Here is a 26,016-nt window from a genome sequence, read left to right as displayed (position 1 = left end):
CAGCTTCTGCGCAGCACGTGTTCGATTCTTGCCCCAAAGGGGTGAGGTCGGATCGGGGAGGTAGACTTAACGGTGTCTGGCCGGACACGTACCCGGGCATGCCCTGAGCGCACCTGCGTGGGGTGCCGGGAGCGAGCGGTCAAGCGCGAGCTGCTGCGCACCGTGGCGATCGAGGGCGAATGCGTCCCCGATCCGCGCGGTACGCTGCCCGGCCGGGGTGCCTATGTGCACCCGGTGCCGGTCTGTGTCGACCAGGCGGTGCGCCGCAAGGCGTTCCCCCGGGCGCTGCGCGTCCCGGGTCCGCTCGACGTAAAGGCGTTGCGCCACCACGTCGAGCAGACACAGGGTTGCGACGAGCAGCCCACTGAGTAAGAGGAGTCGCGCGGAACCCCCCGCGCGGCCTGGTACCTCGCGAGTCGAAAGCAGGTCGAGATTGCGATGAGCACTCGATGAGTACGCGATGAGTACGCCCATGAACTAGCGACGGTCCGGACGCAACCCGGACCTCAAAGGAGCGAAGTGGCTAAGGTCCGGGTCTACGAACTCGCCAAGGAGTTCGGCGTGGAGAGCAAGGTCGTCATGGCCAAGCTCCAGGAACTCGGTGAATTCGTCCGTTCGGCGTCTTCGACCATCGAAGCGCCCGTCGTACGCAAGCTGACAGACGCCTTGCAGCAGGGCGGTGGCAACGGCGCTTCCGCCAAGCCGGCCCCGCGCAAGGCCGCCCCCCGTCCGTCCGCGCCCTCTCCGGCGCAGGCGGCACGTCCGGCCGCGCCGCGGCCGGCCGCCCCCAAGCCCGCGGCTGCCCAGCAGCCCGAGGCCCCGTCGGCGCCCGCGCCGGCGGCCTCTCCCGCGCCCGCCCAGGGTTCGCGTCCGACGCCGGGCCCGCGCCCGGCGCCGCGTCCGGCCCCGGCCGCGCCCGAGTTCACCGCGCCGCCCGAGGCGCCCGCGGCGCCCGCCGCCTCGTCCCCGGCCGCTCCGGCCGGTCCGCGGCCCGGCGCGCGTCCCGGCGCCCCGAAGCCCGGCGGCTCCCGTCCCGGTGCTCCGGGTCAGGGCGGCCAGGGCCAGGGTCAGGGCCAGCAGGGCGGCCAGGGCCGTCCCGGTGGCCAGGGCCAGCGCCCCGGCGGCCAGGCACCGCGTCCCGGCGCCCGCCCCGGCGGTCCCCGTCCGGGCAACAACCCCTTCACCTCCGGCGGCAACGCCGGCATGGCCCGTCCGCAGTCGCCCCGTCCGCAGGGCGGCGCGCGTCCCGGCGGCCCCGGTGCCCCCGGCGCCGGTCCCCGTCCGCAGTCCCCCGGCGGCCAGGGCGGTCCCCGTCCCCAGGCTCCGGGCGGCGCCCGGCCGAGCCCGGGCGGGATGCCCCGTCCGCAGGGCGGCCAGGGCGGTCCCCGTCCCGGCGGCGGCCCGCGTCCGAACCCCGGCATGATGCCGCAGCGTCCCGCTGCCGGCCCGCGTCCGGGCCCCGGCGGCGGTGGCGGTCGCGGTCCCGGCGGTGCCGGTCGGCCCGGCGGCGGCGGTCGTCCCGGTGGCGGCGGCGGCTTCGCCGGTCGTCCCGGCGGTCCCGGTGGCGGTGCCGGTCGTCCCGGTGGCGGCGGCGGCTTCGCCGGTCGTCCCGGTGGCGGCGGTGGCGGCGGCTTCGGCGGCGGCGGTGGCCGTCCCGGCTTCGGCGGCCGTCCCGGCGGTCCCGGTGGCCGCGGTGGCACGCAGGGCGCCTTCGGCCGTCCCGGCGGTCCCGCGCGTCGCGGTCGCAAGTCGAAGCGGCAGCGCCGTCAGGAGTACGAGGCCATGCAGGCCCCGTCGGTCGGCGGCGTGATGCTGCCTCGCGGCAACGGCGAAGCCATTCGCCTGTCGCGCGGTGCGTCGCTCACCGACTTCGCGGAGAAGATCAACGCCAACCCGGCGTCGCTCGTCGCGGTCATGATGAACCTGGGCGAGATGGTCACCGCGACCCAGTCCGTCTCCGACGAGACGCTCCAGCTCCTCGCCGGCGAGATGAACTACACGGTTCAGATCGTCAGCCCGGAGGAGGAGGACCGCGAGCTGCTCGAGTCCTTCGACCTGGAGTTCGGCGAGGACGAGGGCTCCGAGGAGGACCTGGTCGTCCGTCCGCCGGTGGTCACCGTCATGGGTCACGTCGACCACGGCAAGACCCGCCTGCTCGACGCCATCCGCAAGACGAACGTCATCGCGGGCGAGGCCGGCGGCATCACCCAGCACATCGGTGCCTACCAGGTCGCGACCGAGGTCAACGAAGAAGAGCGCAAGATCACCTTCATCGACACCCCGGGTCACGAGGCGTTCACCGCCATGCGTGCCCGTGGTGCCCGGTCGACCGACATCGCGATCCTGGTCGTCGCGGCCAACGACGGCGTCATGCCGCAGACGGTCGAGGCGCTCAACCACGCCAAGGCGGCCGAGGTCCCGATCGTCGTCGCGGTCAACAAGATCGACGTCGAGGGCGCCGACCCGACCAAGGTGCGCGGTCAGCTGACCGAGTACGGCCTGGTCGCCGAGGAGTACGGCGGCGACACCATGTTCGTCGACATCTCCGCCAAGCAGGGTCTGCACATCGACTCGCTCCTGGAGGCCGTGGTCCTCACGGCCGACGCGTCCCTGGACCTGCGGGCCAACCCGCACCAGGACGCGCAGGGCATCTCGATCGAGTCCCGCCTCGACCGCGGCCGCGGTGCCGTGGCGACGGTCCTCGTCCAGCGCGGCACCCTGCGGGTCGGCGACACGATGGTGGTGGGCGACGCCTACGGCCGCGTGCGCGCCATGCTCGACGACAACGGCAACAACGTCGCCGAGGCCGGTCCCTCGACGCCGGTCCAGGTCCTCGGCCTGACCAACGTCCCGGGCGCCGGTGACAACTTCATCGTGGTCGAGGAGGACCGTACGGCCCGCCAGATCGCGGAGAAGCGCGCCGCCCGCGAGCGCAACGCCGCGTTCGCCAAGCGCACCCGCCGCGTCTCCCTGGAGGACCTGGACAAGGTGCTCAAGGCCGGCGAGGTCCAGCAGCTGAACCTGATCATCAAGGGTGACGCGTCCGGATCGGTCGAGGCCCTCGAGTCCTCGCTGCTCCAGCTGGACGTCGGCGAAGAGGTCGACATCCGCGTCCTGCACCGCGGCGTCGGTGCGGTCACGGAGTCCGACATCGACCTGGCGATGGGCTCCGACGCCATCGTGATCGGCTTCAACGTGCGCGCCGCCGGGCGTGCGCAGCAGATGGCCGAGCGCGAGGGTGTGGACGTCCGGTACTACTCGGTCATCTACCAGGCGATCGAGGAGATCGAGGCGGCCCTCAAGGGCATGCTCAAGCCGGAGTACGAAGAGGTCGAGCTGGGCACGGCGGAGATCCGCGAGGTCTTCCGCTCCTCCAAGCTCGGCAACATCGCGGGTGTCCTCATCCGCTCCGGCGAGGTCAAGCGCAACACCAAGGCGCGCCTGCTGCGCGATGGCAAGGTCATCGCGGAGAGCCTCAACATCGAGGGTCTGCGTCGCTTCAAGGACGACGTCACCGAGATCCGCGAAGGCTACGAGGGCGGTATCAACCTCGGAAACTTCAACGACATCAAGGTCGACGACGTCATCGCGACGTACGAGATGCGCGAGAAGCCGCGGGTGTAACCACCCCGACTTCGAAGGCGTACGGTCCGGGGCCGGTCGGCGGAGCAATATCCGTCGAGCGGCCCCGGCCGTCCGTTGTACGGTTCTGATGTCCCCGCCCGTCAGCGGCGGGGCCATCGATCCCGAGCCGGCGGGTGAACCGGTCGCACCTATGTATGTGGGGACGCTGTCCTTCGACCTCCTCCTCGGCGACGTGCACTCGCTGAAGGAGAAGCGCTCCGTCGTCCGCCCGATCGTCGCCGAGCTCATCCGCAAGCACGCGGTGAGCGCGGCCGAGGTCGAGCACATGGACCTGCACCGCCGGGCCGTCGTCGGCCTGGCGGTGGTCTCCGGCGACGCGGGGCACGTCAATGACGTACTCGACCGGTGCGAGCGGCTGGTCGCCGGCCGCCCCGAGGTGGAACTGCTGTCGGTGAGACGGCGCTTCCACGGCGACGACGACTAGAAGCACGATCAGAGATAGACAGAACGGGAGACGGACCAGTGGCCGACAACGCGCGGGCGAAGAGGCTGGCGGACCTCATCCGAGAGGTGGTGGCCCAGAAGCTGCAGCGCGGGATCAAGGACCCGCGGCTCGGCTCGCACGTCACCATCACGGACACCCGGGTCACGGGTGATCTCCGGGAGGCGACCGTCTTCTACACGGTCTACGGGGACGACGAGGAGCGCAAGGCCGCCGCGGCGGGCCTGGAGAGCGCCAAGGGCATCCTGCGCTCCGAGGTGGGCCGGGCGGCGGGCGTGAAGTTCACCCCGACGCTCGCCTTCGTCATGGACGCCCTGCCGGACAACGCCAAGAACATCGAGGACCTCCTCGACCGGGCCCGGCAGTCCGACGCCAAGGTGCGCGAGGCGTCCGCGGGCGCCGACTACGCCGGCGAGGCGGACCCGTACCGCAAGCCGGGCGACGAGGACGACGAGACGGACGACGCCGCGGAATGACCGAGAAGCACACCACGCCCGACGGCCTCGTCATCGTCGACAAGCCGTCGGGCTTCACCTCGCACGACGTCGTCGCCAAGATGCGGGGCATCGCCCGCACCCGGCGCGTCGGGCACGCCGGCACGCTCGACCCGATGGCGACGGGCGTCCTGGTCCTCGGCGTGGAGCGGGCCACCAAGCTCCTCGGGCACCTCGCCCTCACCGAGAAGGAGTACCTGGGCACCATCCGGCTCGGGCAGACGACGCCGACCGACGACGCCGAGGGCGAGATCACGAGGTCGCAGGACGCCTCGAAGGTCACCCGGGAGCAGATCGACGCGGCCGTCGCCAAGCTGACCGGCGCCATCATGCAGGTGCCGTCCAAGGTCAGCGCCATCAAGATCAACGGCGTGCGGTCCTACAAGCGGGCCCGCGAGGGCGAGGAGTTCGACATCCCCGCCCGCCCCGTCACGGTCTCCTCCTTCGCGGTGTACGACGTCCGCGAGGCCGTCGCCGAGGACGGCACGCCGGTCCTCGACCTGGTCGTCTCGGTCGTCTGCTCCTCCGGCACCTACATCCGCGCCCTCGCCCGCGACCTGGGCGAGGACCTCGGCGTCGGCGGCCACCTCACGGCGCTGCGCCGCACCCGGGTCGGCCCGTACAAGCTGGACGCGGCCCGCACCCTGGACCAGCTCCAGGAGGAGCTGACCGTGATGCCGGTCGCCGAGGCGGCCGGCGCGGCCTTCCGCCGCTGGACGGTGGACGCCCACCGGGCACGGCTGCTGCTGAACGGCGTGCGCCTGGAGATGCCCGAGGAGTACGCGGGCGCCGGTGCCGTCGCCGTCTTCGACGCGGAGGGGCGGCTGCTGGCCCTTGTGGAGGAGCAGAAGGGCAAGGCGAAGAGCCTGGCCGTGTTCGGCTGACGCCGTCCGACTCGCCCCCTTCCACTCACCCGTCCGGGCAGGCGCTCGGAGTGAAACGGGGGAGTGCGAGGGGGCGCGTTCGCCTGGCGATCTGTCCCGCTGATCATCGCGCCCCTACCGTCGAACGCGGAGCACGGGTGTACGGATGCACGGCGGGGAGGGACGACGATGACGTCGCGGAACCGGTCCCGGACGACGGCGGACGGCGCGGAAGAGGTGGCGCGGGGGGCGGTGGGGCTGGGGCCCTGCGGGCCCGACGAGGCGCTGGTGCGCATCCACGACCTGGCGGGGCGCCCGCGCGGCACCGGCTTCGCCGCCGACCACCACGGCACGGTGATCACCAGCCACGAGGCCGTCGACGGCCTGCGCCGGCTCGTGCTGCACACCCTCGCAGGCCGCCGCCGCGTCGTCTCCACCGCCGACGTCACCTCGCTGCCCGCCCTCGGCCTGGCCCTCGTCCGCACCGGCGGCCTCGGCCTCGCCCCGCTCCCCGTCGCCGCCCGGCAGGAGATCGCCCCCGGCGCCTACGTCCGCATCGCCGCCGACTCCTGGCGCGAGGCGCGCGTCCTGAACACCACCGAGGCCACCTACACGGCCACCGACCGCTTCCACCACGTCCCCGGCGTCCTGGAACTGGCGGTCGGCACCGCGGGCCGCGACGCCCTGCGCCTCGGCGGCGGCGCGGCCGGTGGTCCGGTCCTCGACCCCGCCACCGGAGCGGTCCTCGGTGTCCTGGGCACGGCCCTGGACACCGGCCACGGGGACCTGGGCCTCGCGCTGCCCCTGCCCCCGACGGTCCCGGGACCCCTCGCCGAGCTGCTCGCCGAGAACGCCGCGACCGTGCCCGCCTTCGGCCTCGACCTCAACCCGGCGGGCGTCCTCGCGCTCACCGCGGCCGTCCCCGGGCCGGCGCCCGACGGCGGGCCGGAGCCCGTCGAACGGGAGGAGGCCGCCGGGGAGCTCGCCGCCTTCGGCGCCGGCGCCACCCGCGTCCTGGGCCTCGTCGGGGCCCCCGGCACCGGCCGGACCACCCTCCTCGCCGACCTCGCCGCCCGCCGCGCCCAGGGCACGCGACCGGCGCCCACGCTCCGGCTGCGCGGCGCCGACCTGCACGACGACGACGCGTCGCTCGGCGCGGCGGCACACCGCGCGCTCATCCGCGGCACGCCCGGCGTCCCCGTCTCCGTCGACCGGCTCGCCGAGGTCGCCCGGGAGGCCGGCCGCCCCCTGCTCGTCCTCCTCGACGGGCCCGAGGAGATGCCGCCCGCCCTGGCCCACCGGCTGCCCGCGTGGACCGAGGCCACCGCCGCGTGGCTGGCGGAGACCGGCACCCGGCTGGTCGTGGCCTGCCGGCCGGAGTACTGGGAACGGGCCGGGGCGGAGTTCCCGGCCGAGCTGCTGCACACCCCGCGGCACCCCGACGCCGGCCGGCCGGCCGAGGCGCTGCCGCCCTGCCTCCGCCTCGGCGACCTGAGCGACACCGAGGCCCGCCGGGCGCGCGTGCGGCACGGCGTCCCGGACGGCGCCCTCACCTGCGCCGACGCCCGCCACCCGCTCACCCTGCGCCTGTTCGCCGAGGTCCACGCCGCGCTGCCCGAGCCCCCGCCGCCCGTCCCCGTGGACCGCGACGCCGTCTTCGCGGCCCACCTCGACCTCACCTGCCTGCGCGTCGCGGTCCGCCTCGCCGCCGACGAGGGCCTGCACGGCACCGCCGTGCGCCGGCTCGCCGCCAAGGTCTCCGGGCGGGTGCACGAGGCCGCCCGGCGCAGCCTCGGCGCGGGGCAGGGCGGCCTGGACCGGGACGCCTTCGCCGAGGTGTTCCCCGAGGAGCGCTGGGCCGCCGCAGTCCTCGCCGAGGGCCTGTTCGTCCCCGCCGGCGACGGCCACCGCTTCGCCCACGAGGAGCTGGCCGACTGGATCCAGGGCACGCACCTGGACCTGCCCGAGGCCCTGCGCGCCCTGGTCCACCGCCGCGGCGCCCCCGCCCCGCCGCTGCCGTACCACCGCATCGGCCCGGTCACCGAGGCCCTGCTCTCCCTCGCCCGGCAGCACGGCGTCCCGCAACTCGCCCTCACCCTGGAGGAGCTGACGCACACCCTGGAGGACGACCCGCCCTCCTGGTGGGCCACCCGGCTGCTCGCCGAGGTGCTGACCCGGGTGCCCGACGCGACCCCGTACGCCGAGGTGCTGCGCCTGCTCGCCGACGGCCTCGCGCTGAGCGGCAGCCGGGGCCGGCCGCCGCAGGCCGAGTTCGGGCCCGCCTTCTGGACCGCCCTACGGCTGCCCGCCGCCACCCGCCTCGACCTGCTGCGCCGCCTCGTCCTCGCCGACGGCCCCCCGCACGAGCCGGGGCCCCGGCACATCGACACCGTCGCCGCCCTGCTCGCCGCCGACACCGCGGCCGTACAGCCGCTGCTGGTGCGCTGGTTCGAGGACGACCGGCCGCTGCCCGCCACCCCGCACGCGACCGTGGCCAGAGCCGCGCAGGCCCTGCTGCACACCCACCGCCACCGCGGCATGGACGGCCTCACCGAGGCCCTCGCCGACAGCGCGCACCCCAGGGCCGACGAACTGCTCGCCGTCCTCGCCGAGGAGGAGCCCTCCGCGCTGTGCCGGGCCGCCGAGCGCTGGGCCCGCGACACCCGCCCGGAGCGCCGCCGCGCCGCCGCCCGCCACGGCCTGCGCGCCGCCCCGCACGCCCGCACCGACGCCGACCGCACCCTGCTGCGGCACGCCGCCCTCGCCCTGCTCGGCAGCACGGGCGACGGACCGGACGACGCCCTGCGGGACACCCCGCTGCTCGGCGGCGCCCTCGCCCTGCTCGTCCACGACCCCGGCAGCCGCGACCGCCACCTCACCCGCGCCCTCGCCCGCTTCGCCGCCGGCGACCCGCACCTCCCGCCGTCCGCCATCGCCGCCGCCCTGCCCACCCACCCCGACCCCGTCCTCGACGCCTTCCGCGTCCGCCTGGGCCGCCCGGACGCGGAGGAGCCCCTGCACGCCCTCCTGGACGCCGCCACCCCCGCGCTGGCCCGCCGGGTCGCCGCCCTCCTCGGACCCGCCGCGACCACGCAGCCGGCGCTCCCCGGCCGGCTCGCCGCCCACGTCGACCGCCGCCTGACCGCAGCGGGACCCGCCGCCCGCACCCTGCTCCCCCTGGTCACCGCCCTGCTGGACGACGGCCCCGAACCGGTACGCGCCGCCCTCGCCGGCGTCCTCGCCGCCGACGGCACCCCCGCCTGCGCCCCGCTCCGCCGCGAGCTGCGCGAACACCTGCTGGCCCGGGAACACGACCCGGCCGTCCTGGACGCCCTGCTGCACGCCGCCGCCGCCGCGGGCGAGGGCGACACCCGGCGCGCCCTCGTCCACCGCACCGGCCTCCTGCTCGTCCGCACCCCCGACGGCGCGGCCCGCTTCGACCGCGGCCTGGTCGACCTCGCCCGGCACGTCCCCGGCTTCGCCGCCCACCTCACCGGCTGGCTGGCCGACGCCCCGCTGGAGTGGGCCGCCCTGGTGGGCCCCAGCGCCCGCCGCACCATCGACCACCTGGCGGCGGCCGCCCGGGTGCCCGCCTGAGCCGGGGCGCCCCGCGCCACCGGCGACCGGCGTGCGGCCGGTCACAGCGCCCATGCCGATGCGGGCGGGGACGGCACGGCATGGCACTCTTAGAGCTGCGTACGAGGTACCACGAGTTTGCGACAAGGAGCAGACACAGTGCAGCGCTGGCGTGGCTTGGCGGACATCCCCGAGGACTGGGGGCGCAGCGTCGTCACCATCGGCTCCTACGACGGTGTCCACCGCGGGCACCAGCTGATCATCCAGCACGCCGTGGACCGCGCCCGCGACCTGGGCGTGCCCGCCGTCGTCGTCACCTTCGACCCGCACCCCAGCGAGGTCGTCCGCCCCGGCAGCCACCCGCCGCTGCTGGCCCCGCACCACCGGCGCGCCGAGCTGATGGCCCGCCTCGGCGTGGACGCGGTCCTGGTGCTGCCCTTCACCACCGAGTTCTCCAAGCTCTCCCCGGCCGACTTCGTGGTCAAGGTCCTGGTCGACCGGCTGCGCGCCAAGGCGGTCGTGGAGGGCCCCAACTTCCGCTTCGGCCACAAGGCCGCCGGCAACGTGGAGTTCCTCGCCGAGCAGGGCAAGGTCTACGACTTCGAGGTCGAGGTCGTCGACCTGTACGTGTCGGGTGAGGCCGGCGGCGGGGAGCCCTTCTCCTCCACCCTGACCCGGCGCCTGGTCGCCGAGGGCGACGTCCGGGGCGCCGCCGAGATCCTCGGCCGCCCGCACCGCGTCGAGGGCGTCGTCGTCCGTGGCGCCCAGCGCGGCCGGGAACTGGGCTTCCCCACGGCCAACGTCGAGACCCTCCCGCACACCGCGATCCCCGCCGACGGCGTCTACGCCGGCTGGCTGCACGCCCAGGGCGAGGCGATGCCGGCGGCGATCTCGGTCGGCACCAACCCGCAGTTCGACGGCACCGAGCGCACGGTGGAGGCGTACGCCATCGACCGCGTCGGGCTCGACCTGTACGGGCTGCACGTGGCCGTGGACTTCCTGGCCTTCGTGCGCGGGCAGGCGAAGTTCGACACGCTGGAGGCGCTGCTCGAGCAGATGGCGGCGGACGTGGACCGGTGCCGGGTGCTGGTCGCGGCGGCCGACGTGCCGTCCTGACCCCCTGTTCTCCCACGCCGAAGGGCGGCCGGCGCTGACGCGCACCGGCCGCCCTTCGGCGTCGTGGGGTGGTCCTACTGCTGCGGGGGCTGGGGCTGCTGCGGGTAGCCGTAGCCGGCCGGCGGGTAGGGCTGGCCCGGCTGGGGCTGGGGCTGGGGCTGTGCGTACGGCTGCGGGGGCTGGGGTTGCTGGGGCTGCGGCGGGTAGGGCTGGCCGGGCTGCTGCGGCTGCTGCGGGTACGGCTGTTGCTGCTGCGGGTGGGGCTGCTGCTGGGGTTGGGGCTGCTGCCCGGGGTGGTACTGGCCCGGCATGGGCGGCGCGGCGACCGGGGGCGGGTTGCCGTCCGACGTCCACAGGCCGTGCGACTGCTGGTGGCGGACGAAGTCCTCGGCGACCAGTGCCGCGAGGTTGAAGTACGCCTCCCGCACCTTGGGCCGCATCATGTCCAGGTCGACCTCCGCGCCGGCGGCCAGGTGCTCGTCGAACGGCACCACGACCACGCCCCGGCACCGGGTCTGGAAGTGCCCGACGATGTCGTCCACCTTGATCATCTTGCCGGTCTCGCGCACCCCGGAGATGACGGTGAGGGACCGGGAGACCAGGTCGGCGTAGCCGTGCGCGGACAGCCAGTCCAGCGTGGTGCTGGCGCTGGACGCGCCGTCCACGGACGGGGTGGAGATGATGATCAGCTGATCGGCGAGGTCGAGCACCCCGCGCATGGCGCTGTACAGCAGACCGGTACCGGAGTCGGTCAGGATGATCGGGTACTGCCGCCCGAGCACGTCGATCGCACGCCGGTAGTCCTCGTCGTTGAAGGCCGTGGAGACGGCCGGGTCGACGTCGTTGGCGATGATCTCCAGGCCGGAGGAGGCCTGCGAGGTGAAGCGCCGGATGTCCATGTACGAGTTGAGGTAAGGGATCGCCTGGACGAGGTCGCGGATGGTGGCCCCGGTCTCGCGGCGCACCCGGCGGCCCAGCGTGCCGGCGTCCGGGTTGGCGTCGATGGCGAGGATCTTGTCCTGGCGCTCGGTGGCGAGCGTCGAGCCCAGCGCGGTGGTGGTGGTCGTCTTGCCGACACCGCCCTTGAGGCTGATGACGGCGATGCGGTAGCAGGACAGGACCGGGGTGCGGATCAGGTCCAGCTTCCGCTGCCGCTCGGCCTCCTCCTTCTTGCCGCCGAGCCGGAACCGCGAACCGCCCGCGGCGGGGCGGCTGCTCTTCGCCTTCTGCCGCTTGTTGAGCAGCCGGTCGGACGACAGCTCCACGGCCGCGGTGTAACCGAGCGGGGCCGCACCGGGGTTGGTGGGCTGGCGCTGGTCGTGCTGTATGGGCTGCGGCCAGGCGGTGCCGAGCCGGGGGTCCGCGGGGGGCTGGGGGGCCTGAGGGGCCTCAGGGTGCGGCTGCTGGGGCAGGTGGGGCGGCTGGGCGGCCTGGGGCGGCTGCGCGGGGTCGCTGTGCGGCTGGGGTCGGGACTGCGGGTGGGGCTGCGGGGCGTGCGGGAGCGGCTGCTGGGGCTGCTCCGGCGCTCGGGGCGGGGTGGCCTGGGGCGGCTGCTGCCCGGCGAACGGCTGCTGGGGCGACGCCGGGGGCTGGGGCTGCGGGGCCTGCTGGGCCTGCGGTTGCTGCGGGAAGCCGTACGCGCCGGGCTGGGGGGCGGGGGAGTGGGGCTGCGGCTGGGGCTGGGGCTGGGGGGCCGTCGGGCCGGCTGCCGGGTGCTGGAAGCCGTAGGCGGGAGCGGCCGGGGCAGGGGCGGGCGCCGGGTGCCAGGCTGCGGGCGCCGGCTGCGGGGCCTGCGGTTGGAAGGGCGGCTGCTGGGCGGGCACGTGCGGACGCTCGGGGGCCGGGGGCGCCGGCTCCCGCGCGGGCCACTGGTCGGCGGGCGCGGGGGCGGTGGGCGGGTACGCCGGGGGAGACGGGGGCGCCGGGGGCGTGCTGCCCCATGCCGGGGGCGGCGCGTCCTGGGGCTCCTCGGCGGTGGCCGGCACCGCGTCCTCGGGCTCGGGAGCGACGTCCGCGACGGCCTGCCGGCCGCCTCGGTAGTCGCCGTCCGCGGCCTCGTCGGTCACCTCGGCGGGTTCGTCCGCTGCCTCGGGCTGCTTCGGCTCGTCCCGCCCATCGGCGGAGGCGTGCTCGGCGATCTCCCGGCGCAGCGCCGCCGCGGAGAACCGCATGGTGGCGCCGCCCCCGAGGTCCCCGTTCTCCGGCTCGGCCTCGTCGGAGGGCTCGTCCCGCCGCGCCGGCTCCTCGGCGGGGCGGGTGACCGGGGCCGGGAATCCGTACCCGCCCACCGGAATGCTCGGCACGGCCGTCGCCGAGCCGGCGTCGGACTCGACCGCCTCGGGCGCCGAGGAGGACCGCTCGACCTCCGGCTCCTCGACTGTCACGGCCTCCGCATCTGCCTCCGGCTCGGCCACCGGTTCCGGCTGGGCCGCGGGCTCCGGCTTGGCCGCGGGCTCGGGCGAGGCAAGGGGCGCCGGCTGGGCCTCGGGGTCGGGCTCGAACTCAGCAAAGGACCCGGGCTGGGCCGCGGGCTCAGGCTCGGTCGCCTGCGTCCGGTGGGTCACGAGGTCGGACTCGGGATCGGGCGAGGCGAACGGCTCCGGCTCAGCCACGGGCTCGGCAATGGGCTCCGGCCGGACCGCGGCCACCGGCTCGGCCACCGGCTCCGGCTGGGCCGCGGGCTTCGGCTCGGTCACCTGCGCCCGGTGGGTCACGAGGTCGGCCTCGGACTCGGGATCAGGCGAGGCAACGGGCTCAGGCTCAGCCACGGGCTCGGCAAGAGGCTCCGGCTCAGCCACCGCCCCAGCCCCAGCCCCAGCCCAAGCCCCGGGCTCGGGCACCGCCCGCACCCCCGGCTCCGCCGGCCCGGTCGGCCTCTCCGCCACCGCCGGCCGCTGCGGCTCGAAACCGCTCCCCACCGGAAGCCTGGGCACCCCCGCGGGCCCCCCGGCCGGCGGCGCCGGCGGCGCGGGCGGTGTGAAGGGCGCGCCCGGGGCGACCGGCGGCGGGGGCGGGGGAGTGAAGGGAGCCGGCGCCGGCGGGGCCTGCGGCGGCAGCGCGGACGGCCCGCTCGGGTCGATCGCGTGCGCCGGCGGCGTGAGCCCCGGCAGCGGCGGCACCGGCCGGGGCCTGCTGGGCGGGGCGGAGTCCCCCGCGTTCTGCGTGTACCAGGCGGGCGGCGCGTAGTCGATGGTGAACTCACCGGTCGTCTCGGCGGCCGACTCCGCCCGCGAGGCCGCCGAGGACCCGGGCGCCGGCGACGTCGGCTCCGCGGCGGACTCCGACGTCGACCCCGTAGCGGACTCCGCGTCGGGCTGGTCATCGCCGGGTGTCCCCCAGCCCCCGCGGATCCCGTCCCGATCGCTGCTCACAGTTCCTCCCGATGCGGCCGGCCCCTACGCGCCGTGCGGGGAGCGGCCCTTGCTGTCCGTCGATGTCGTCCGAGGCCGCCCGGGGACCGTCCGGCTCCACCGGCTCTCCCCCCGGGACGCCGACGCCCCTCCACGGGATCCGGCGTCACCCCGGACCCAGCCTAATCACCGGGTACCCCGCCACGGCAGGCCCGTCCACAGGTCAGCGTGAGCCCGCCATGTCGCACTTCCCCCGAAACCCCCGCAAACGACGACGGGGTGGCGGAACCCGCCCGTCCGGGCCGGGTCCCACCACCCCGCGTACGCGGCCGGCCGACCGCTACCGCGCACCCTCCGTGTCCGCACGCGCGTCCGCGTCCGCGTCCTCGGGGGCGGGCAGCCCGCCGTTGCGCACGCTCGGCTCCAGGTCGAACTCGCCGTCCCGCGCACCGAGCACGAAGGCCGTCCACTCGGCCTCCGTGTAGCGCAGCACGGTCTCCGGTTCGAGGGAGGACCGCATGGCCACGGCGCCCTCGGGGAGGTAGGCGATCTCCACCCGCTCCTCGTGCTCCTCGGTGCCGGGCGCGCAGTGCCATTCGACGCCGGAGATGTCGAGGGCGTACAACTCGTCCCTCTCCCGATCCTTGCGGGCCTTCAGTTCTGCGTCCTGGGCGTCGGCCATCGCGGCTCCGGTCCTTCCTGCTGTGCGGGCGGGCTGGGCGTCAGCCTACTGGGCGCCGTCGCCGCTGGTCAGCGGTTCGCCGATGTCCGTATCCACAGCGGTGGGGAAACGGCGCCCGCCCGGCTGGTACGCTGTGTGACGGCCGTATGTGTACGCGCCCCCGGAGCGAAGGCCCCGGAGGCCGCGACCGACGGATCCCCGCCTTCCGAGTCACGGAAGTCCCCCCGAGAAGCAGACCGGGGGCGCTCGAAGGCCCACGCACACACTAAGAGGAGTACGCGTGTCGCTCGACGCCGCAGTGAAGAAGCAGATCGTCTCCGAGTTCGGTACCAAGGAGGGCGACACCGGCTCCCCCGAGGTCCAGGTCGCGCTGCTCTCCCGTCGGATCTCCGACCTGACGGAGCACCTCAAGACCCACAAGCACGACCACCACTCCCGCCGCGGCCTGCTGATCCTCGTCGGTCAGCGCCGCCGCCTGCTCCAGTACCTCGCCAAGAAGGACATCCAGCGCTTCCGCGCGCTGGTCGAGCGCCTCGGCATCCGCCGCGGTGCGGCGGGCGCCAAGTAGGACATCGTGGAGGGAGCGGTTCCCATCGTTCGGGGGCCGCTCCCTTTGCTGTACGTGCGCGCCGGAGCATCCGCTTTGTAATGTGGTAGCGGAACACCGCACGACGTACGACGCAGAAGCAGTACGAGAAGAGCACACAGTACGAGGGGAAGCGCACCTCGCCGCCGCCGGTCCTCGGTAGTGGCCCCCGGGCGAGAGACCCGAGGGCTTCGATCGAAGACCGGCCCGCACGAACGAGGCGCTTCTCCGCCACCGTCCCCCGCCACACGGGCGAGCGGGACAAAAGACGACACGCAGACAAGTAACGGAGAACCCACTGGTGGAGAACGAGACCCACTACGCCGAGGCCGTCATCGACAACGGCGCCTTCGGCACCCGCACCATCCGCTTCGAGACGGGCCGCCTGGCCAAGCAGGCCGCCGGCTCCGCCGTGGCGTACCTGGACGACGACACCATGGTGCTGTCGGCCACCAGCGCCTCGAAGAACCCCAAGGACCAGCTCGACTTCTTCCCCCTCACGGTGGACGTCGAGGAGCGGATGTACGCCGCCGGCAAGATCCCCGGCAGCTTCTTCCGCCGCGAGGGCCGCCCCTCCGAGGACGCCGTCCTCACCTGCCGCCTGATCGACCGCCCGCTGCGCCCGTCCTTCAAGAAGGGCCTGCGCAACGAGATCCAGGTCGTCGCCACGATCATGGCCCTCAACCCCGACCACCTGTACGACGTCGTGGCGATCAACGCCGCCTCCGCGTCCACGCAGCTGGCCGGCCTGCCCTTCTCCGGCCCGATCGGCGGCGTCCGCGTCGCGCTGATCCGCGGCCAGTGGGTGGCCTTCCCGACGCACACCGAGCTCGAGGACGCCGTCTTCGACATGGTCGTCGCGGGCCGCGCCCTGGAGGACGGCGACGTCGCGATCATGATGGTCGAGGCCGAGGCCACCGAGAAGACCATCAAGCTGGTCGAGGGCGGCGCCGAGGCCCCCACCGAGGAGGTCGTCGCCGCCGGTCTCGACGCCGCGAAGCCCTTCATCAAGGTGCTGTGCCGCGCCCAGGCCGACCTCGCCGCCAAGGCCGCCAAGCCGACCGGCGAGTTCCCGGTCTTCCTGGACTACCAGGACGACGTCCTGACCGCGCTCACCGGCGCCGTCCGCCCCGAGCTGACGCAGGCGCTCACCATCGCCGGCAAGCAGGATCGCGAGGCCGAGCTGGACCGCGTCAAGGGTCTGGCCGCCGAGAAGCTGCTGCCGCAGTTCGAGGGCCGCGAGAAGGAGATCTCCGCCGCGTACCGCGCGCTGACCAAGTCCCTGGTGCGCGAGCGCGTCATCAAGGAGAAGAAGCGCATCGACGGCCGCGGTGTCACCGACATCCGCACCCTGGCCGCCGAGGTCGAGGCCATCCCGCGCGTGCACGGCTCGGCGCTGTTCGAGCGTGGCGAGACCCAGATCCTGGGCGTCACCACCCTGAACATGCTCCGCATGGAGCAGCAGCTGGACACCCTCTCCCCGGTGACCCGCAAGCGCTACATGCACAACTACAACTTCCCGCCGTACTCCGTCGGCGAGACCGGCCGCGTCGGCTCCCCGAAGCGCCGCGAGATCGGCCACGGCGCCCTCGCCGAGCGCGCCATCGTGCCGGTGCTGCCGACCCGCGAGGAGTTCCCCTATGCGATCCGCCAGGTGTCCGAGGCCCTCGGCTCCAACGGCTCGACGTCCATGGGCTCGGTCTGCGCCTCCACCATGTCCCTGCTGAACGCCGGTGTGCCGCTCAAGGCCCCCGTCGCCGGCATCGCCATGGGTCTGATCTCCCAGGAGATCGGCGGCGAGACGCACTACGTCGCCCTCACCGACATCCTCGGTGCGGAGGACGCCTTCGGCGACATGGACTTCAAGGTCGCCGGCACCAAGGAGTTCGTGACCGCCCTCCAGCTCGACACCAAGCTGGACGGCATCCCCGCCTCCGTCCTGGCCGCGGCCCTCAAGCAGGCCCGCGACGCCCGCCTCCACATCCTCGACGTGATGATGGAAGCGATCGACACGCCGGACGAGATGTCCCCGAACGCGCCGCGGATCATCACCGTCAAGATCCCGGTCGACAAGATCGGTGAGGTCATCGGCCCCAAGGGCAAGATGATCAACCAGATCCAGGAGGACACCGGCGCCGACATCACGATCGAGGACGACGGCACCATCTACATCGGTGCCGCCGACGGCCCGGCCGCCGAGGCCGCCCGCGCCACGATCAACGGCATCGCCAACCCGACCATGCCGGAGGTCGGCGAGCGCTACCTGGGCACGGTCGTCAAGACGACCACCTTCGGCGCGTTCGTCTCCCTGCTCCCGGGCAAGGACGGCCTGCTGCACATCTCGCAGATCCGCAAGCTCGCCGGCGGCAAGCGCGTGGAGAACGTCGAGGACGTGCTCGGAGTCGGCCAGAAGGTCCAGGTCGAGATCGCCGAGATCGACTCCCGCGGCAAGCTCTCCCTGATCCCCGTGGTCGAGGGCGAGGACGGCGCGGACGAGAAGAAGGACGACGCCGACCAGTGACGTCCCGTGGCTCCCAGGCGACGGCCCGCACCTCCTCGGAGGCGCGGGCCGTCGCCCGTACCCAAACCCTCATCAAGGGCGAGCACGGCGCCGGCACGGTCCGCCGCACCACCCTCCCGGGCGGCCTGCGCATCGTCACCGAGACCCTGCCCACCGTCCGCTCCGCCACCTTCGGCATCTGGGCGCACGTCGGCTCCCGCGACGAGACGCCCGCCCTGAACGGCGCCACGCACTACCTGGAGCACCTGCTCTTCAAGGGCACCGCGCGCCGCTCCGCCCTCGACATCTCCGCCGCGATCGACGCGGTCGGTGGCGAGATGAACGCGTTCACGGCCAAGGAGTACACGTGCTACTACGCGCGCGTGCTCGACACCGACCTGCCGCTCGCCATCGACGTGGTCTGCGACATGCTCACCGGCTCGCTGATCCGCCAGGAGGACGTCGACGTCGAGCGCGGCGCCATCCTCGAAGAGATCGCCATGACCGAGGACGACGCCGGTGACATGGTGCACGACCTGTTCGCGCACACCATGTTCGGCGACAACGCCCTCGGCCGCCCCGTCCTCGGCACCGTCGACACGGTCAACGCCCTCACCGCCGACCGCATCCGCCGCTTCTACAAGAAGCACTACGACCCCACGCACCTGGTCGTCGCCTGCGCGGGCAACGTCGACCACGACAAGGTGGTACGCCAGGTCCGCGCCGCCTTCGACAAGGCCGGCGCCTTCCGCGAGGCGGTCGCCGCGCCCATCGCCCCGCGCGCCGGCCGGCGCACCCTGCGTGCCGCCGGGCGGGTCGAGCTGGTCGGCCGCAAGACCGAGCAGGCGCACGTCATCCTCGGCATGCCGGGCCTCGCCCGCACCGACGAGCGCCGCTGGGCCCTCGGCGTCCTGAACACCGCTCTGGGCGGCGGCATGTCCTCCCGCCTCTTCCAGGAGGTCCGCGAGAAGCGCGGCCTGGCCTACAGCGTGTACTCCTACACCTCCGGCTTCGCCGACTGTGGCCTCTTCGGCGTCTACGCCGGCTGCCGGCCCTCCCAGGTGCACGACGTGCTGAAGATCTGCCGCGACGAACTGGACCACGTCGCCGAGCACGGCCTGACCGACGACGAGATCGGCCGCGCCGTCGGCCAGCTCCAGGGCTCCACGGTCCTCGGCCTGGAGGACACCGGCGCGCTGATGAACCGCATCGGCAAGAGCGAGCTGTGCTGGGGCGAGCAGATGTCGGTGGACGAGATGCTGGCCCGGATAGCCTCGGTCACGCCCGACGAGATCCGCGCCGTCGCCCGCGACGTCCTGGGGCGCCGGCCGTCGCTGTCGGTGATCGGCCCGCTGAAGGACAAGCAGGCTGCCCGGCTGCACGACGCCGTCGCCTGACACCCGTCGGTCCTGACACCCATCGGCAAGGAAGCAGGAAGCAGGAACATGAGCAAGCTGCGCGTGGCCGTCCTCGGCGCCAAGGGCCGGATCGGCTCCGAGGCCGTGCGGGCCGTGGAGGCCGCCGAGGACCTGGAGCTGGTCGCCGCCCTCGGCCGCGGCGACTCCCTGGAGGCGCTCACCGCCTCCGGCGCCCAGGTCGCCGTCGAGCTGACCACCCCCGACTCGGTGATGGACAACCTCGACTTCTGCGTCCGCCATGGCATCCACGCCGTCGTCGGCACCACCGGCTGGACCGAGGACCGCCTCACGCGGCTGCGCGGCTGGCTCGAAGCCTCCCCGGAGACCGGCGTGCTCATCGCGCCGAACTTCTCCATCGGGGCCGTGCTGACCATGCGGTTCGCGCAGCTCGCGGCCCCGTACTTCGAGTCCGTCGAGGTCATCGAGCTGCACCACCCGAAGAAGGTGGACGCCCCGTCCGGCACCGCCACCCGCACCGCCCAGCTCATCGCCGAGGCCCGCCGCAAGGCCGGCTCCGCCCCGGCGCCGGACGCCACCGCGACGGCCCTGGACGGCGCACGCGGCGCCGACGTCGACGGCGTCCCGGTCCACGCCGTGCGGCTGCGCGGGCTCCTCGCCCACCAGGAGGTCCTCCTCGGCGGCGACGGCGAGACCCTCACCCTGCGGCACGACTCCCTGCACCACAGCAGCTTCATGCCCGGCATCCTGCTGGGCGCACGGCGCGTGGTGCGCACCCCGGGCCTCACCTTCGGCCTGGAACACTTCCTGGACCTGAGCTAGAGACCTGAATCAGAAACCTGAACCGAGACTGACGTCTGAGATGCGCGCGAAGATCACCTACATAGTCACGGCCGCCGTCCTGGTCTTCTACTTCGTCCTGGTCGGCAGCCGCGGCGTGCTCCTCATCGAGGACGGCGCGCCCGTCACCGTCACCTTCGGCGTGGCGGTGCTGATCCTGCCGTTCATCGGCCTGTGGTTCCTGTGGAAGAACACCCAGTTCGTACGCCGGGCCAACGCCCTGGCGGCCGAATTGGACGCCGAGGGCGCGCTGCCCGTCGACGAGCTGAAGCGGACCGCCGCCGGCCGCATCGACCGGGACTCGGCCGATGAGGTCTTCGCCCGGCGCCGCGCCGAGACGGAGTCGGCCCCGGACGACTGGCGCAGCTGGTTCCGCCTCGCCGTCGCCTACCACGACGCCCGGGACACCCCACGCGCCCGCAAGGCCATGCAGCGGGCGATCGCCCTGCACGACGGCAAGCCGGTCCAACCCGCCTGACCGACCCTCGTACGGGGCTCAGCCCCGCCGGTATTCCGCGGCCCACGCCTCCACGGCGTCGGCGGCCCGGTCGAAGGCGTCCTCCCGCGCGAGGAAGTCCGCGTTGTGCGAGGTCAGCAGCGCGGGCCGGGCCTCGGCCGACCGGTCGCCCCGCCGGTCAAGGAGCAGCGCCTGCCCCTGCACCGTGCGCGGCAGCCCCAGCCAGCGCACCGGCTGCTGCACGGTGCGCACGCCGCCCACCTGCTGCCAGGCCACGGTACGCGTGCTGAGGAAACCCACCTGGCGCAGCCCGCGCGCGCTCACCCACACGCCCACGCGCAGCAGCCGCAGGGCAGCGGCGATGACGACCAGCGCGAAGCCGAAGACGGCGACGGCCCCGGAAACCGAGTCGGTGACCGCGATGACGACCGCCGCGAACAGCACGAACGAGGCGAACAGCAGCATCACCGCCGCCGCCCCCACCCGATAGGGGCCGGGCCGGTAGGGCCGGCGCCACTGGTCGCGGTCGTCGTACGGCAGCGCGACGTCGTCGGCCGCCTCGAAGGCAGGGTCGGCCGTCAGGAAGGGCAGGGGCACGGCTGGTCCTCACTCGCTCCGTGGCATGTGCTGTGCCCGGTGAGGCTACCGATCTGTGTCCCCGGTCACCACCATCGGGGCCCGGGTGGCGCCCGCGTCAATGCCCGTCGGAGGTCCGAGACGCCTGGGACGGATCCTTGTGCGAGCCCGGGTGGTCGGCGGACATGGCGGGCAGCCCTATCAGCAGGGCGCCGGCCAGCCCGGCGGTGACGGTCAGCCCGAACAGCCAGCGCCCGGCACGCTCGCCGCGGGACCCCTTCTGGCGGGGCGGGGGAGCGACGTTACTGCGGAACGCGTCGGCTTCGGCGACGAAGGCAAACGGGACGGATTCGCGCCGGCGGAACATGGAGGTGCGTCTCCTTCTGGATCGGGGGTTCGAGGATCGCTGTCACTGATACAGACGAACGAACTCCCCCGCTGGTGCCCTGTTTCACCGACTTACATGCGGACCGGCACCGATCGCCCCGTTTGGCCGGGCGGCGAAGGGCTGTCACCGGTCCGCCGTAGAGTGGCTTTCGCCCAGAGCGAGACGATGGAAGGCCCCGCACACCGTGAGCGACACCCCCGCCGACGACCACAAGATCGAACTGCGCAGCGACGTCACCGTCGAGCTGGTCAAGAGCAGCGCCACCGACTCCGACGTGCTCTTCGCCGCCCGGGTCTCCACCCAGGGCGAACAGTCCCTGGACGAGCTGAGCAAGGACCCCGAGCGCTCCAAGGGCCTGATCAACTACCTGGTGCGGGACCGCCACGGCAGCCCCTTCGAGCACAACTCGATGACCTTCCTCATCAGCGCCCCGATCTTCGTCTTCCGCGAATTCATGCGCCACCGCGTGGGCTGGTGCATCGCCGGTGACACCGAGATCACACTGGAGAGTGAAGCCGGCAACCTTCGCCGACGCACCATCGCGGAGCTGTACAGCCTCTGGCACACCGGAGTCGAGGACCGACTGCCTCACTCCGCCGGCGGGGTCACCTGGCACGGCCGGGCCGGTAAATGGATGGCGCAGGTCAGGCGAGGCGAGACCAACCACTACCTGGGGCTCCACGAAAGCCGCGAGGCGGCCGAATCGGCCGTGTCGGAATTCCGCGAGCTGCACCCCAGCACTCGTCTGCGCAAGCTCGAGTCCGTCCGCCGCAACCACGTGCGCTGCTACGACGAGGAGACGATGCTCGCCCAGCGCGCCAGGATCGTCGACGTCATCCAGTCCGGCGTCAAACAGCTGATCAGGATTACCACTGCTTCGGGAAAGGTTCTCCGCTGCACGGTGGACCACGCGGTGCTCACGCCCGAGGGATGGTGCAAGGCGGGAGAGCTCACCGTCGGCGACTCGGTCATGGCCGCGGGCACCGGTCCGCGCCCGTCGCAAGCCCTCGTTCCGCCCAGCCTGCGGCGAGGCATCGGAGTGTGGACCGCCATGCGGCGCAAGGAGCTGATCAAGGAGGTCGACGCCTGTCATCTCTGCGGGCAGGACTTCCCTCGCGACCAGCTCGCTCTCGACCACGTCGTCCCCGTGGTACGTGACCTGACTCGGGCTCTCGACGAGAAGAACCTCGCTCCCGCCTGTGAGCCCTGCCATGCGGTCAAGAGTGCTGGAGAGCAGGCGTTGGCACGGCGGGGCGGCAAGGTCGCGAAGGCGGTCGCGGACCGGATCCTCGGCATCGAGGACGACGGGGAGGAGATGACCTACGACCTCTCCGTCGAGGGCCCCTGGCACAATTTCCTGGCCAACGGCATCGTCGTGCACAACTCCTACAACGAGGAGTCGGGCCGTTACCGCGAGCTCCAGCCCGTCTTCTACGCCCCCGGCACCGACCGCAAGCTGGTGCAGCAGGGCCGCCCCGGCAAGTACGTCTTCGTCGAGGGCACCCCCGAGCAGCACGACCTGGTCAGCCGTGCCATGGAGGACTCCTACGTCCAGGCCTACCGGACGTACCAGGAGATGCTCGCCGCCGGCGTCGCCCGCGAGGTCGCCCGTGCCGTGCTGCCCGTGGGCCTCTTCTCCTCGATGTACGCCACCTGCAACGCGCGCTCGCTGATGCACTTCCTCGGCCTGCGCACCCAGCACGAGCTGGCGAAGGTGCCGTCCTTCCCGCAGCGCGAGATCGAGATGGTCGGCGAGAAGATGGAGGCCGAGTGGGCCCGGCTCATGCCGCTCACCTACGCCGCGTTCAACGCCAACGGTCGCGTCGCCCCCTGACACGCCCCGACGCCGCGCGGGCACGCATGTGCGCATCAGCCGCCTGAAGTGTCCGTATTGCGGCGTTCCGAGAAGTTCATCTAGCCTGATCAAAGGGACCCGGCACTGCTTGAACCCCCGAGCAGGCAGTGCCGGGCTCCTCCTCCTCTGTCCCGACCTGCGGCCTCCCCCGAGGGCAGACCCCGCCCAGAGCAACGAGTAGCGTGTAACCCATGGCTCCGACCTCCACTCCGCAGACCCCCTTCGGGCGGGTCCTCACCGCCATGGTCACGCCGTTCACGGCGGACGGCGCACTCGACCTCGACGGCGCCCAGCGGCTCGCCACCCACCTGGTGGACGCGGGCAACGACGGCCTGATCGTCAACGGCACCACCGGCGAGTCCCCGACCACCAGCGACGCGGAGAAAGCGGACCTCGTACGAGCCGTCCTGGAGGCCGTCGGCGACCGGGCCCACGTCGTCGCCGGCGTCGGCACGAACAACACCCGGCACAGCATCGAGCTGGCCCACGCCGCCGAGCGCACCGGCGCCCACGGCCTGCTCCTGGTCACGCCGTACTACAACAAGCCCCCGCAGGAGGGCCTGTACCAGCACTTCCGGGCCATCGCCGACGCCTCCGAGCTGCCGGTCATGCTCTACGACATCCCCGGCCGCAGCGGCGTCCCGATCAACACCGAGACCCTGGTCCGGCTCGCCGAACACCCGCGCATCGTCGCCAACAAGGACGCCAAGGGCGACCTCGGCCGCGCCAGCTGGGCCATCGCCCGCTCCGGCCTCGCCTGGTACTCCGGCGACGACATGCTCAACCTCCCCCTGCTCTCCGTCGGCGCCGTCGGCTTCGTCTCCGTCGTCGGCCATGTCGTCACCCCCGACCTGCGCGCCATGGTGGACGCCTTCGTCTCCGGTGACGTACAGAAGGCACTGGAGATCCACCAGCGGCTGCTCCCGGTCTTCACCGGCATGTTCCGCACCCAGGGCGTCATGACCACCAAGGCCGCCCTCGCCCTCCAGGGACTGCCCGCGGGCCCGCTGCGCGCGCCCATGATCGGCCTCACCGACGAGGAGACCGAGCAGCTCAAGATCGATCTTGCCGCCGGCGGGGTACAGCTCTGACAACGGACTTGGCACCACCGCACGAAGCACGACCGCGGCGCACGGACTTCACAACTGAATACGCGGGCCACCGGTGCCCGCACCACCCACCCAGACAACTGCTTCTGCACGAACGTCACGCGCGCCACGTGCCCTACCGGTACGTGGCGCGTGTGGTGAGGAGAGTCTTTTGAGTCATCCGCACCCCGAACTGGGCCGGCCCCCGGCGCTCCCCAAGGGCGGCCTCCGGGTCACTCCCCTCGGCGGCCTGGGCGAGATCGGCCGCAACATGACGGTCTTCGAATACGGCGGCCGTCTGCTGATCGTCGACTGCGGCGTGCTCTTCCCCGAAGAGGAGCAGCCCGGCATCGACCTGATCCTGCCGGACTTCACGTCCATCAGGGACCGCCTCGACGACATCGAGGGCATCGTCCTCACCCACGGTCACGAGGACCACATCGGCGGCGTCCCCTTCCTGCTCCGCGAGAAGCCGGACATTCCGCTGATCGGCTCCAAGCTGACCCTGGCCCTCATCGAGGCCAAGCTCCAGGAACACCGCATCCGCCCGTACACCCTCGAGGTGGCGGAGGGGAACCGCGAGCGCGTCGGCCCCTTCGACTGCGAGTTCGTCGCGGTCAACCACTCCATCCCGGACGCCCTGGCCGTCGCCATCCGCACGCCGGCCGGCATGGTCGTGCACACCGGTGACTTCAAGATGGACCAGCTCCCGCTGGACCGCCGCCTCACCGACCTGCACGCCTTCGCCCGGCTGAGCGAGGAGGGCATCGACCTCCTCCTCTCCGACTCCACGAACGCCGAGGTCCCGGGCTTCGTCCCGCCCGAGCGCGACATCTCCAACGTGCTGCGCCAGGTCTTCGCCAATGCCAACAAGCGGATCATCGTGGCCAGCTTCGCCAGCCACGTCCACCGCATCCAGCAGATCCTGGACGCCGCCTACGAATACGGCCGCCGGGTCGCCTTCGTCGGCCGTTCCATGGTCCGGAACATGGGCATCGCCCGTGACCTCGGCTACCTGAAGGTCCCGCCGGGCCTGGTGGTGGACGTCAAGACCCTCGACGACCTCCCGGACAGTGAGGTCGTCCTGGTCTGCACGGGCTCCCAGGGCGAACCGATGGCCGCCCTGTCCCGCATGGCCAACCGCGACCACCAGATCCGCATCGTCGACGGCGACACGGTGATCCTGGCCTCGTCCCTCATCCCGGGCAACGAGAACGCGGTCTACCGCGTGATCAACGGCCTCACCCGCTGGGGCGCCAACGTCGTCCACAAGGGCAACGCCAAGGTCCACGTCTCGGGCCACGCGTCGGCCGGCGAGCTGCTGTACTTCTACAACATCTGCCGCCCGCGCAACCTGATGCCGGTGCACGGCGAATGGCGCCACCTGCGCGCCAACGCCGAACTGGGCGCCCTCACCGGCGTCCCGCACGACCGCATCGTCATCGCCGAGGACGGCGTGGTCGTGGACCTGGTCGGCGGCAAGGCGAAGATCGTCGGCAAGGTCCAGGCGGGCTACGTCTACGTGGACGGCCTCTCGGTCGGCGACGTGGGCGAGCCGGCCCTGAAGGACCGCAAGATCCTTGGGGACGAGGGCATCATCTCGGTCTTCGTCGTCATCGACTCCTCCACCGGCAAGATCACCGGTGGCCCGCATGTCCAGGCCCGAGGCTCCGGCATCGAGGACTCGGCGTTCACCGCGGTGCTGCCGAAGGTCACGGAGGCGCTGGAGCGTTCGGCGCAGGACGGCGTGGTGGAGCCGCACCAGCTCCAGCAGCTGATCCGCCGGACCCTCGGCAAGTGGGTGTCGGACACCTACCGACGCCGGCCGATGATCCTGCCGGTCGTCGTGGAGGTCTGACGACCCGTCGGCTCCCGAGTCGGCGTCAACGAGGAGCGGGCCGCCCCGATTTGCATCGGGGCGGCCCGCTCCAGTAGGTTTGCAACTGCGCTCGGCAGGGCACCCGATCACTTCGTGGGTCGGAGTCGCCCAGGGGGCGGGAAATCCGACTCAGAATCTCTGATAAAGTCGGAACCGCCGGAAAGGGAAACGCGAAAGCGAGAACCTGGAAAGCACCGAGGAAATCGGGTCGGAAAGATCTGATAGAGTCGGAAACGCAAGACCGAAGGGAAGCCCGGAGGAAAGCCCGAGAGGGTGAGTACAAAGGAAGCGACCGTTCCTTGA

The 26,016-nt window shown here is 73.0% G+C and carries 19 protein-coding genes and 3 pseudogenes; 17 read left to right on the top strand and 5 right to left on the bottom strand.

The genetic code is table 11. The annotated features are described in order from the left end of the window. Nucleotides 1-72: 72 nt before the first annotated feature. The 7 genes from ACGFZL_RS18805 (at nt 73) to ACGFZL_RS18775 (ending at nt 10,136) form a co-directional block, all read left to right on the top strand. Nucleotides 73-372: a YlxR family RNase P modulator gene (locus ACGFZL_RS18805; RefSeq protein WP_355176579.1), complete on the top strand. Its 300-nt coding sequence runs from the start codon at nt 73-75 to the stop codon at nt 370-372. A 147-nt stretch (nt 373-519) separates the two neighbouring features. Continuing rightward, on the top strand, nt 520-3,624 hold the full coding sequence (gene infB / locus ACGFZL_RS18800) for a translation initiation factor IF-2 (protein ID WP_355176577.1): 3,105 nt from the start codon (nt 520-522) through the stop codon (nt 3,622-3,624). A gap of 151 nt (nt 3,625-3,775) precedes the next feature. Further along, nucleotides 3,776-4,069, top strand: coding sequence for a DUF503 domain-containing protein (locus ACGFZL_RS18795; protein ID WP_355176599.1), 294 nt, complete (start codon nt 3,776-3,778; stop codon nt 4,067-4,069). A 38-nt stretch (nt 4,070-4,107) separates the two neighbouring features. Continuing rightward, on the top strand, nt 4,108-4,563 hold the full coding sequence (gene rbfA / locus ACGFZL_RS18790) for a 30S ribosome-binding factor RbfA (RefSeq protein WP_355176575.1): 456 nt from the start codon (nt 4,108-4,110) through the stop codon (nt 4,561-4,563). After that, nucleotides 4,560-5,465 carry a tRNA pseudouridine(55) synthase TruB gene (gene truB / locus ACGFZL_RS18785; protein WP_393692997.1) on the top strand — a complete coding sequence of 302 codons (906 nt, stop codon included), beginning with the start codon at nt 4,560-4,562 and terminating at the stop codon, nt 5,463-5,465. The genes rbfA and truB overlap by 4 nt, the downstream gene beginning before the upstream one ends. A gap of 168 nt (nt 5,466-5,633) precedes the next feature. After that, entirely contained in the window at nt 5,634-9,041 is a 3,408-nt protein-coding gene (locus ACGFZL_RS18780; RefSeq protein WP_393692995.1) for a trypsin-like peptidase domain-containing protein, read from the top strand. 138 nt (nt 9,042-9,179) lie between these two features. Continuing rightward, nucleotides 9,180-10,136, top strand: a complete 957-nt coding sequence (locus ACGFZL_RS18775) for a bifunctional riboflavin kinase/FAD synthetase (protein WP_393692993.1) — start codon at nt 9,180-9,182, stop codon at nt 10,134-10,136. A 74-nt stretch (nt 10,137-10,210) separates the two neighbouring features. Here ACGFZL_RS18775 and ACGFZL_RS18770 read toward each other — a convergent pair whose 3' ends face one another. Next, a complete protein-coding gene (locus ACGFZL_RS18770; RefSeq protein ID WP_393693330.1) occupies nt 10,211-12,832 on the bottom strand; it encodes an AAA family ATPase in 2,622 nt (873 codons plus the stop codon). 322 nt (nt 12,833-13,154) lie between these two features. Here ACGFZL_RS18770 and ACGFZL_RS18765 point away from each other — a divergent pair, with 322 nt between their 5' ends. Next, nucleotides 13,155-13,322, top strand: a complete 168-nt coding sequence (locus ACGFZL_RS18765) for a hypothetical protein (protein WP_393693360.1) — start codon at nt 13,155-13,157, stop codon at nt 13,320-13,322. Nucleotides 13,323-13,345: 23 nt separating this feature from the next. On the opposite strand, the pseudogene ACGFZL_RS18760 reads toward ACGFZL_RS18765, so the two are convergent. Then, nucleotides 13,346-13,507: pseudogene (locus ACGFZL_RS18760) on the bottom strand (SCO5717 family growth-regulating ATPase); the annotation flags it as partial. A gap of 319 nt (nt 13,508-13,826) precedes the next feature. Continuing rightward, entirely contained in the window at nt 13,827-14,168 is a 342-nt protein-coding gene (locus tag ACGFZL_RS18755; protein WP_355176565.1) for a DUF397 domain-containing protein, read from the bottom strand. Nucleotides 14,169-14,448: 280 nt separating this feature from the next. Between ACGFZL_RS18755 and rpsO the strand changes: the two genes are divergently transcribed. From rpsO to ACGFZL_RS18730, 5 genes are all read left to right on the top strand, one after another. Beyond that, nucleotides 14,449-14,736, top strand: a complete 288-nt coding sequence (gene rpsO, locus ACGFZL_RS18750; RefSeq protein WP_064730122.1) for a 30S ribosomal protein S15 — start codon at nt 14,449-14,451, stop codon at nt 14,734-14,736. 319 nt (nt 14,737-15,055) lie between these two features. Next, complete coding sequence (locus ACGFZL_RS18745) at nt 15,056-17,275, top strand: polyribonucleotide nucleotidyltransferase (protein WP_393692991.1); 2,220 nt, start codon at nt 15,056-15,058, stop codon at nt 17,273-17,275. Continuing rightward, nucleotides 17,272-18,651 carry a M16 family metallopeptidase gene (locus tag ACGFZL_RS18740; protein ID WP_393692989.1) on the top strand — a complete coding sequence of 460 codons (1,380 nt, stop codon included), beginning with the start codon at nt 17,272-17,274 and terminating at the stop codon, nt 18,649-18,651. The genes ACGFZL_RS18745 and ACGFZL_RS18740 overlap by 4 nt, the downstream gene beginning before the upstream one ends. Nucleotides 18,652-18,699: 48 nt before the next feature. Beyond that, nucleotides 18,700-19,452: a 4-hydroxy-tetrahydrodipicolinate reductase gene (dapB, locus tag ACGFZL_RS18735; protein WP_393692987.1), complete on the top strand. Its 753-nt coding sequence runs from the start codon at nt 18,700-18,702 to the stop codon at nt 19,450-19,452. 40 nt (nt 19,453-19,492) lie between these two features. Further along, nucleotides 19,493-19,948 carry a hypothetical protein gene (locus ACGFZL_RS18730; protein WP_355176557.1) on the top strand — a complete coding sequence of 152 codons (456 nt, stop codon included), beginning with the start codon at nt 19,493-19,495 and terminating at the stop codon, nt 19,946-19,948. 18 nt (nt 19,949-19,966) lie between these two features. On the opposite strand, the gene ACGFZL_RS18725 is transcribed toward ACGFZL_RS18730, so the two are convergent. After that, complete coding sequence (locus ACGFZL_RS18725) at nt 19,967-20,524, bottom strand: hypothetical protein (RefSeq protein WP_355176555.1); 558 nt, start codon at nt 20,522-20,524, stop codon at nt 19,967-19,969. Between the two features lie 97 nt (nt 20,525-20,621). Next, complete coding sequence (locus tag ACGFZL_RS18720; RefSeq protein WP_355176553.1) at nt 20,622-20,870, bottom strand: hypothetical protein; 249 nt, start codon at nt 20,868-20,870, stop codon at nt 20,622-20,624. A 205-nt stretch (nt 20,871-21,075) separates the two neighbouring features. Between ACGFZL_RS18720 and ACGFZL_RS18715 the strand changes: the two are divergent. The 4 genes and pseudogenes from ACGFZL_RS18715 to ACGFZL_RS18700 form a co-directional block, all read left to right on the top strand. Next, a pseudogene (locus ACGFZL_RS18715) lies at nt 21,076-22,215 on the top strand (FAD-dependent thymidylate synthase); the annotation flags it as partial. Between the two features lie 60 nt (nt 22,216-22,275). After that, nucleotides 22,276-22,725 (top strand): annotated as a pseudogene (thyX, locus tag ACGFZL_RS18710) (FAD-dependent thymidylate synthase); the annotation flags it as partial. A 212-nt stretch (nt 22,726-22,937) separates the two neighbouring features. Beyond that, entirely contained in the window at nt 22,938-23,837 is a 900-nt protein-coding gene (gene dapA, locus ACGFZL_RS18705) for a 4-hydroxy-tetrahydrodipicolinate synthase (protein WP_355176549.1), read from the top strand. 169 nt (nt 23,838-24,006) lie between these two features. Further along, the gene (locus ACGFZL_RS18700; protein WP_355176547.1) at nt 24,007-25,692 is read left to right on the top strand and encodes a ribonuclease J; all 1,686 of its coding nucleotides are present in this window, start codon (nt 24,007-24,009) and stop codon (nt 25,690-25,692) included. Nucleotides 25,693-26,016 lie beyond the last annotated feature (324 nt).

Origin of the sequence: Streptomyces sp. NPDC048182, assembly GCF_043202555.1 — a bacterium.
In the GTDB taxonomy this organism is placed as follows: domain Bacteria; phylum Actinomycetota; class Actinomycetes; order Streptomycetales; family Streptomycetaceae; genus Streptomyces.
The sequence above is the reverse complement of the archived record's forward strand: the minus strand, read 5'-3'. Positions and strand labels throughout refer to the sequence as shown.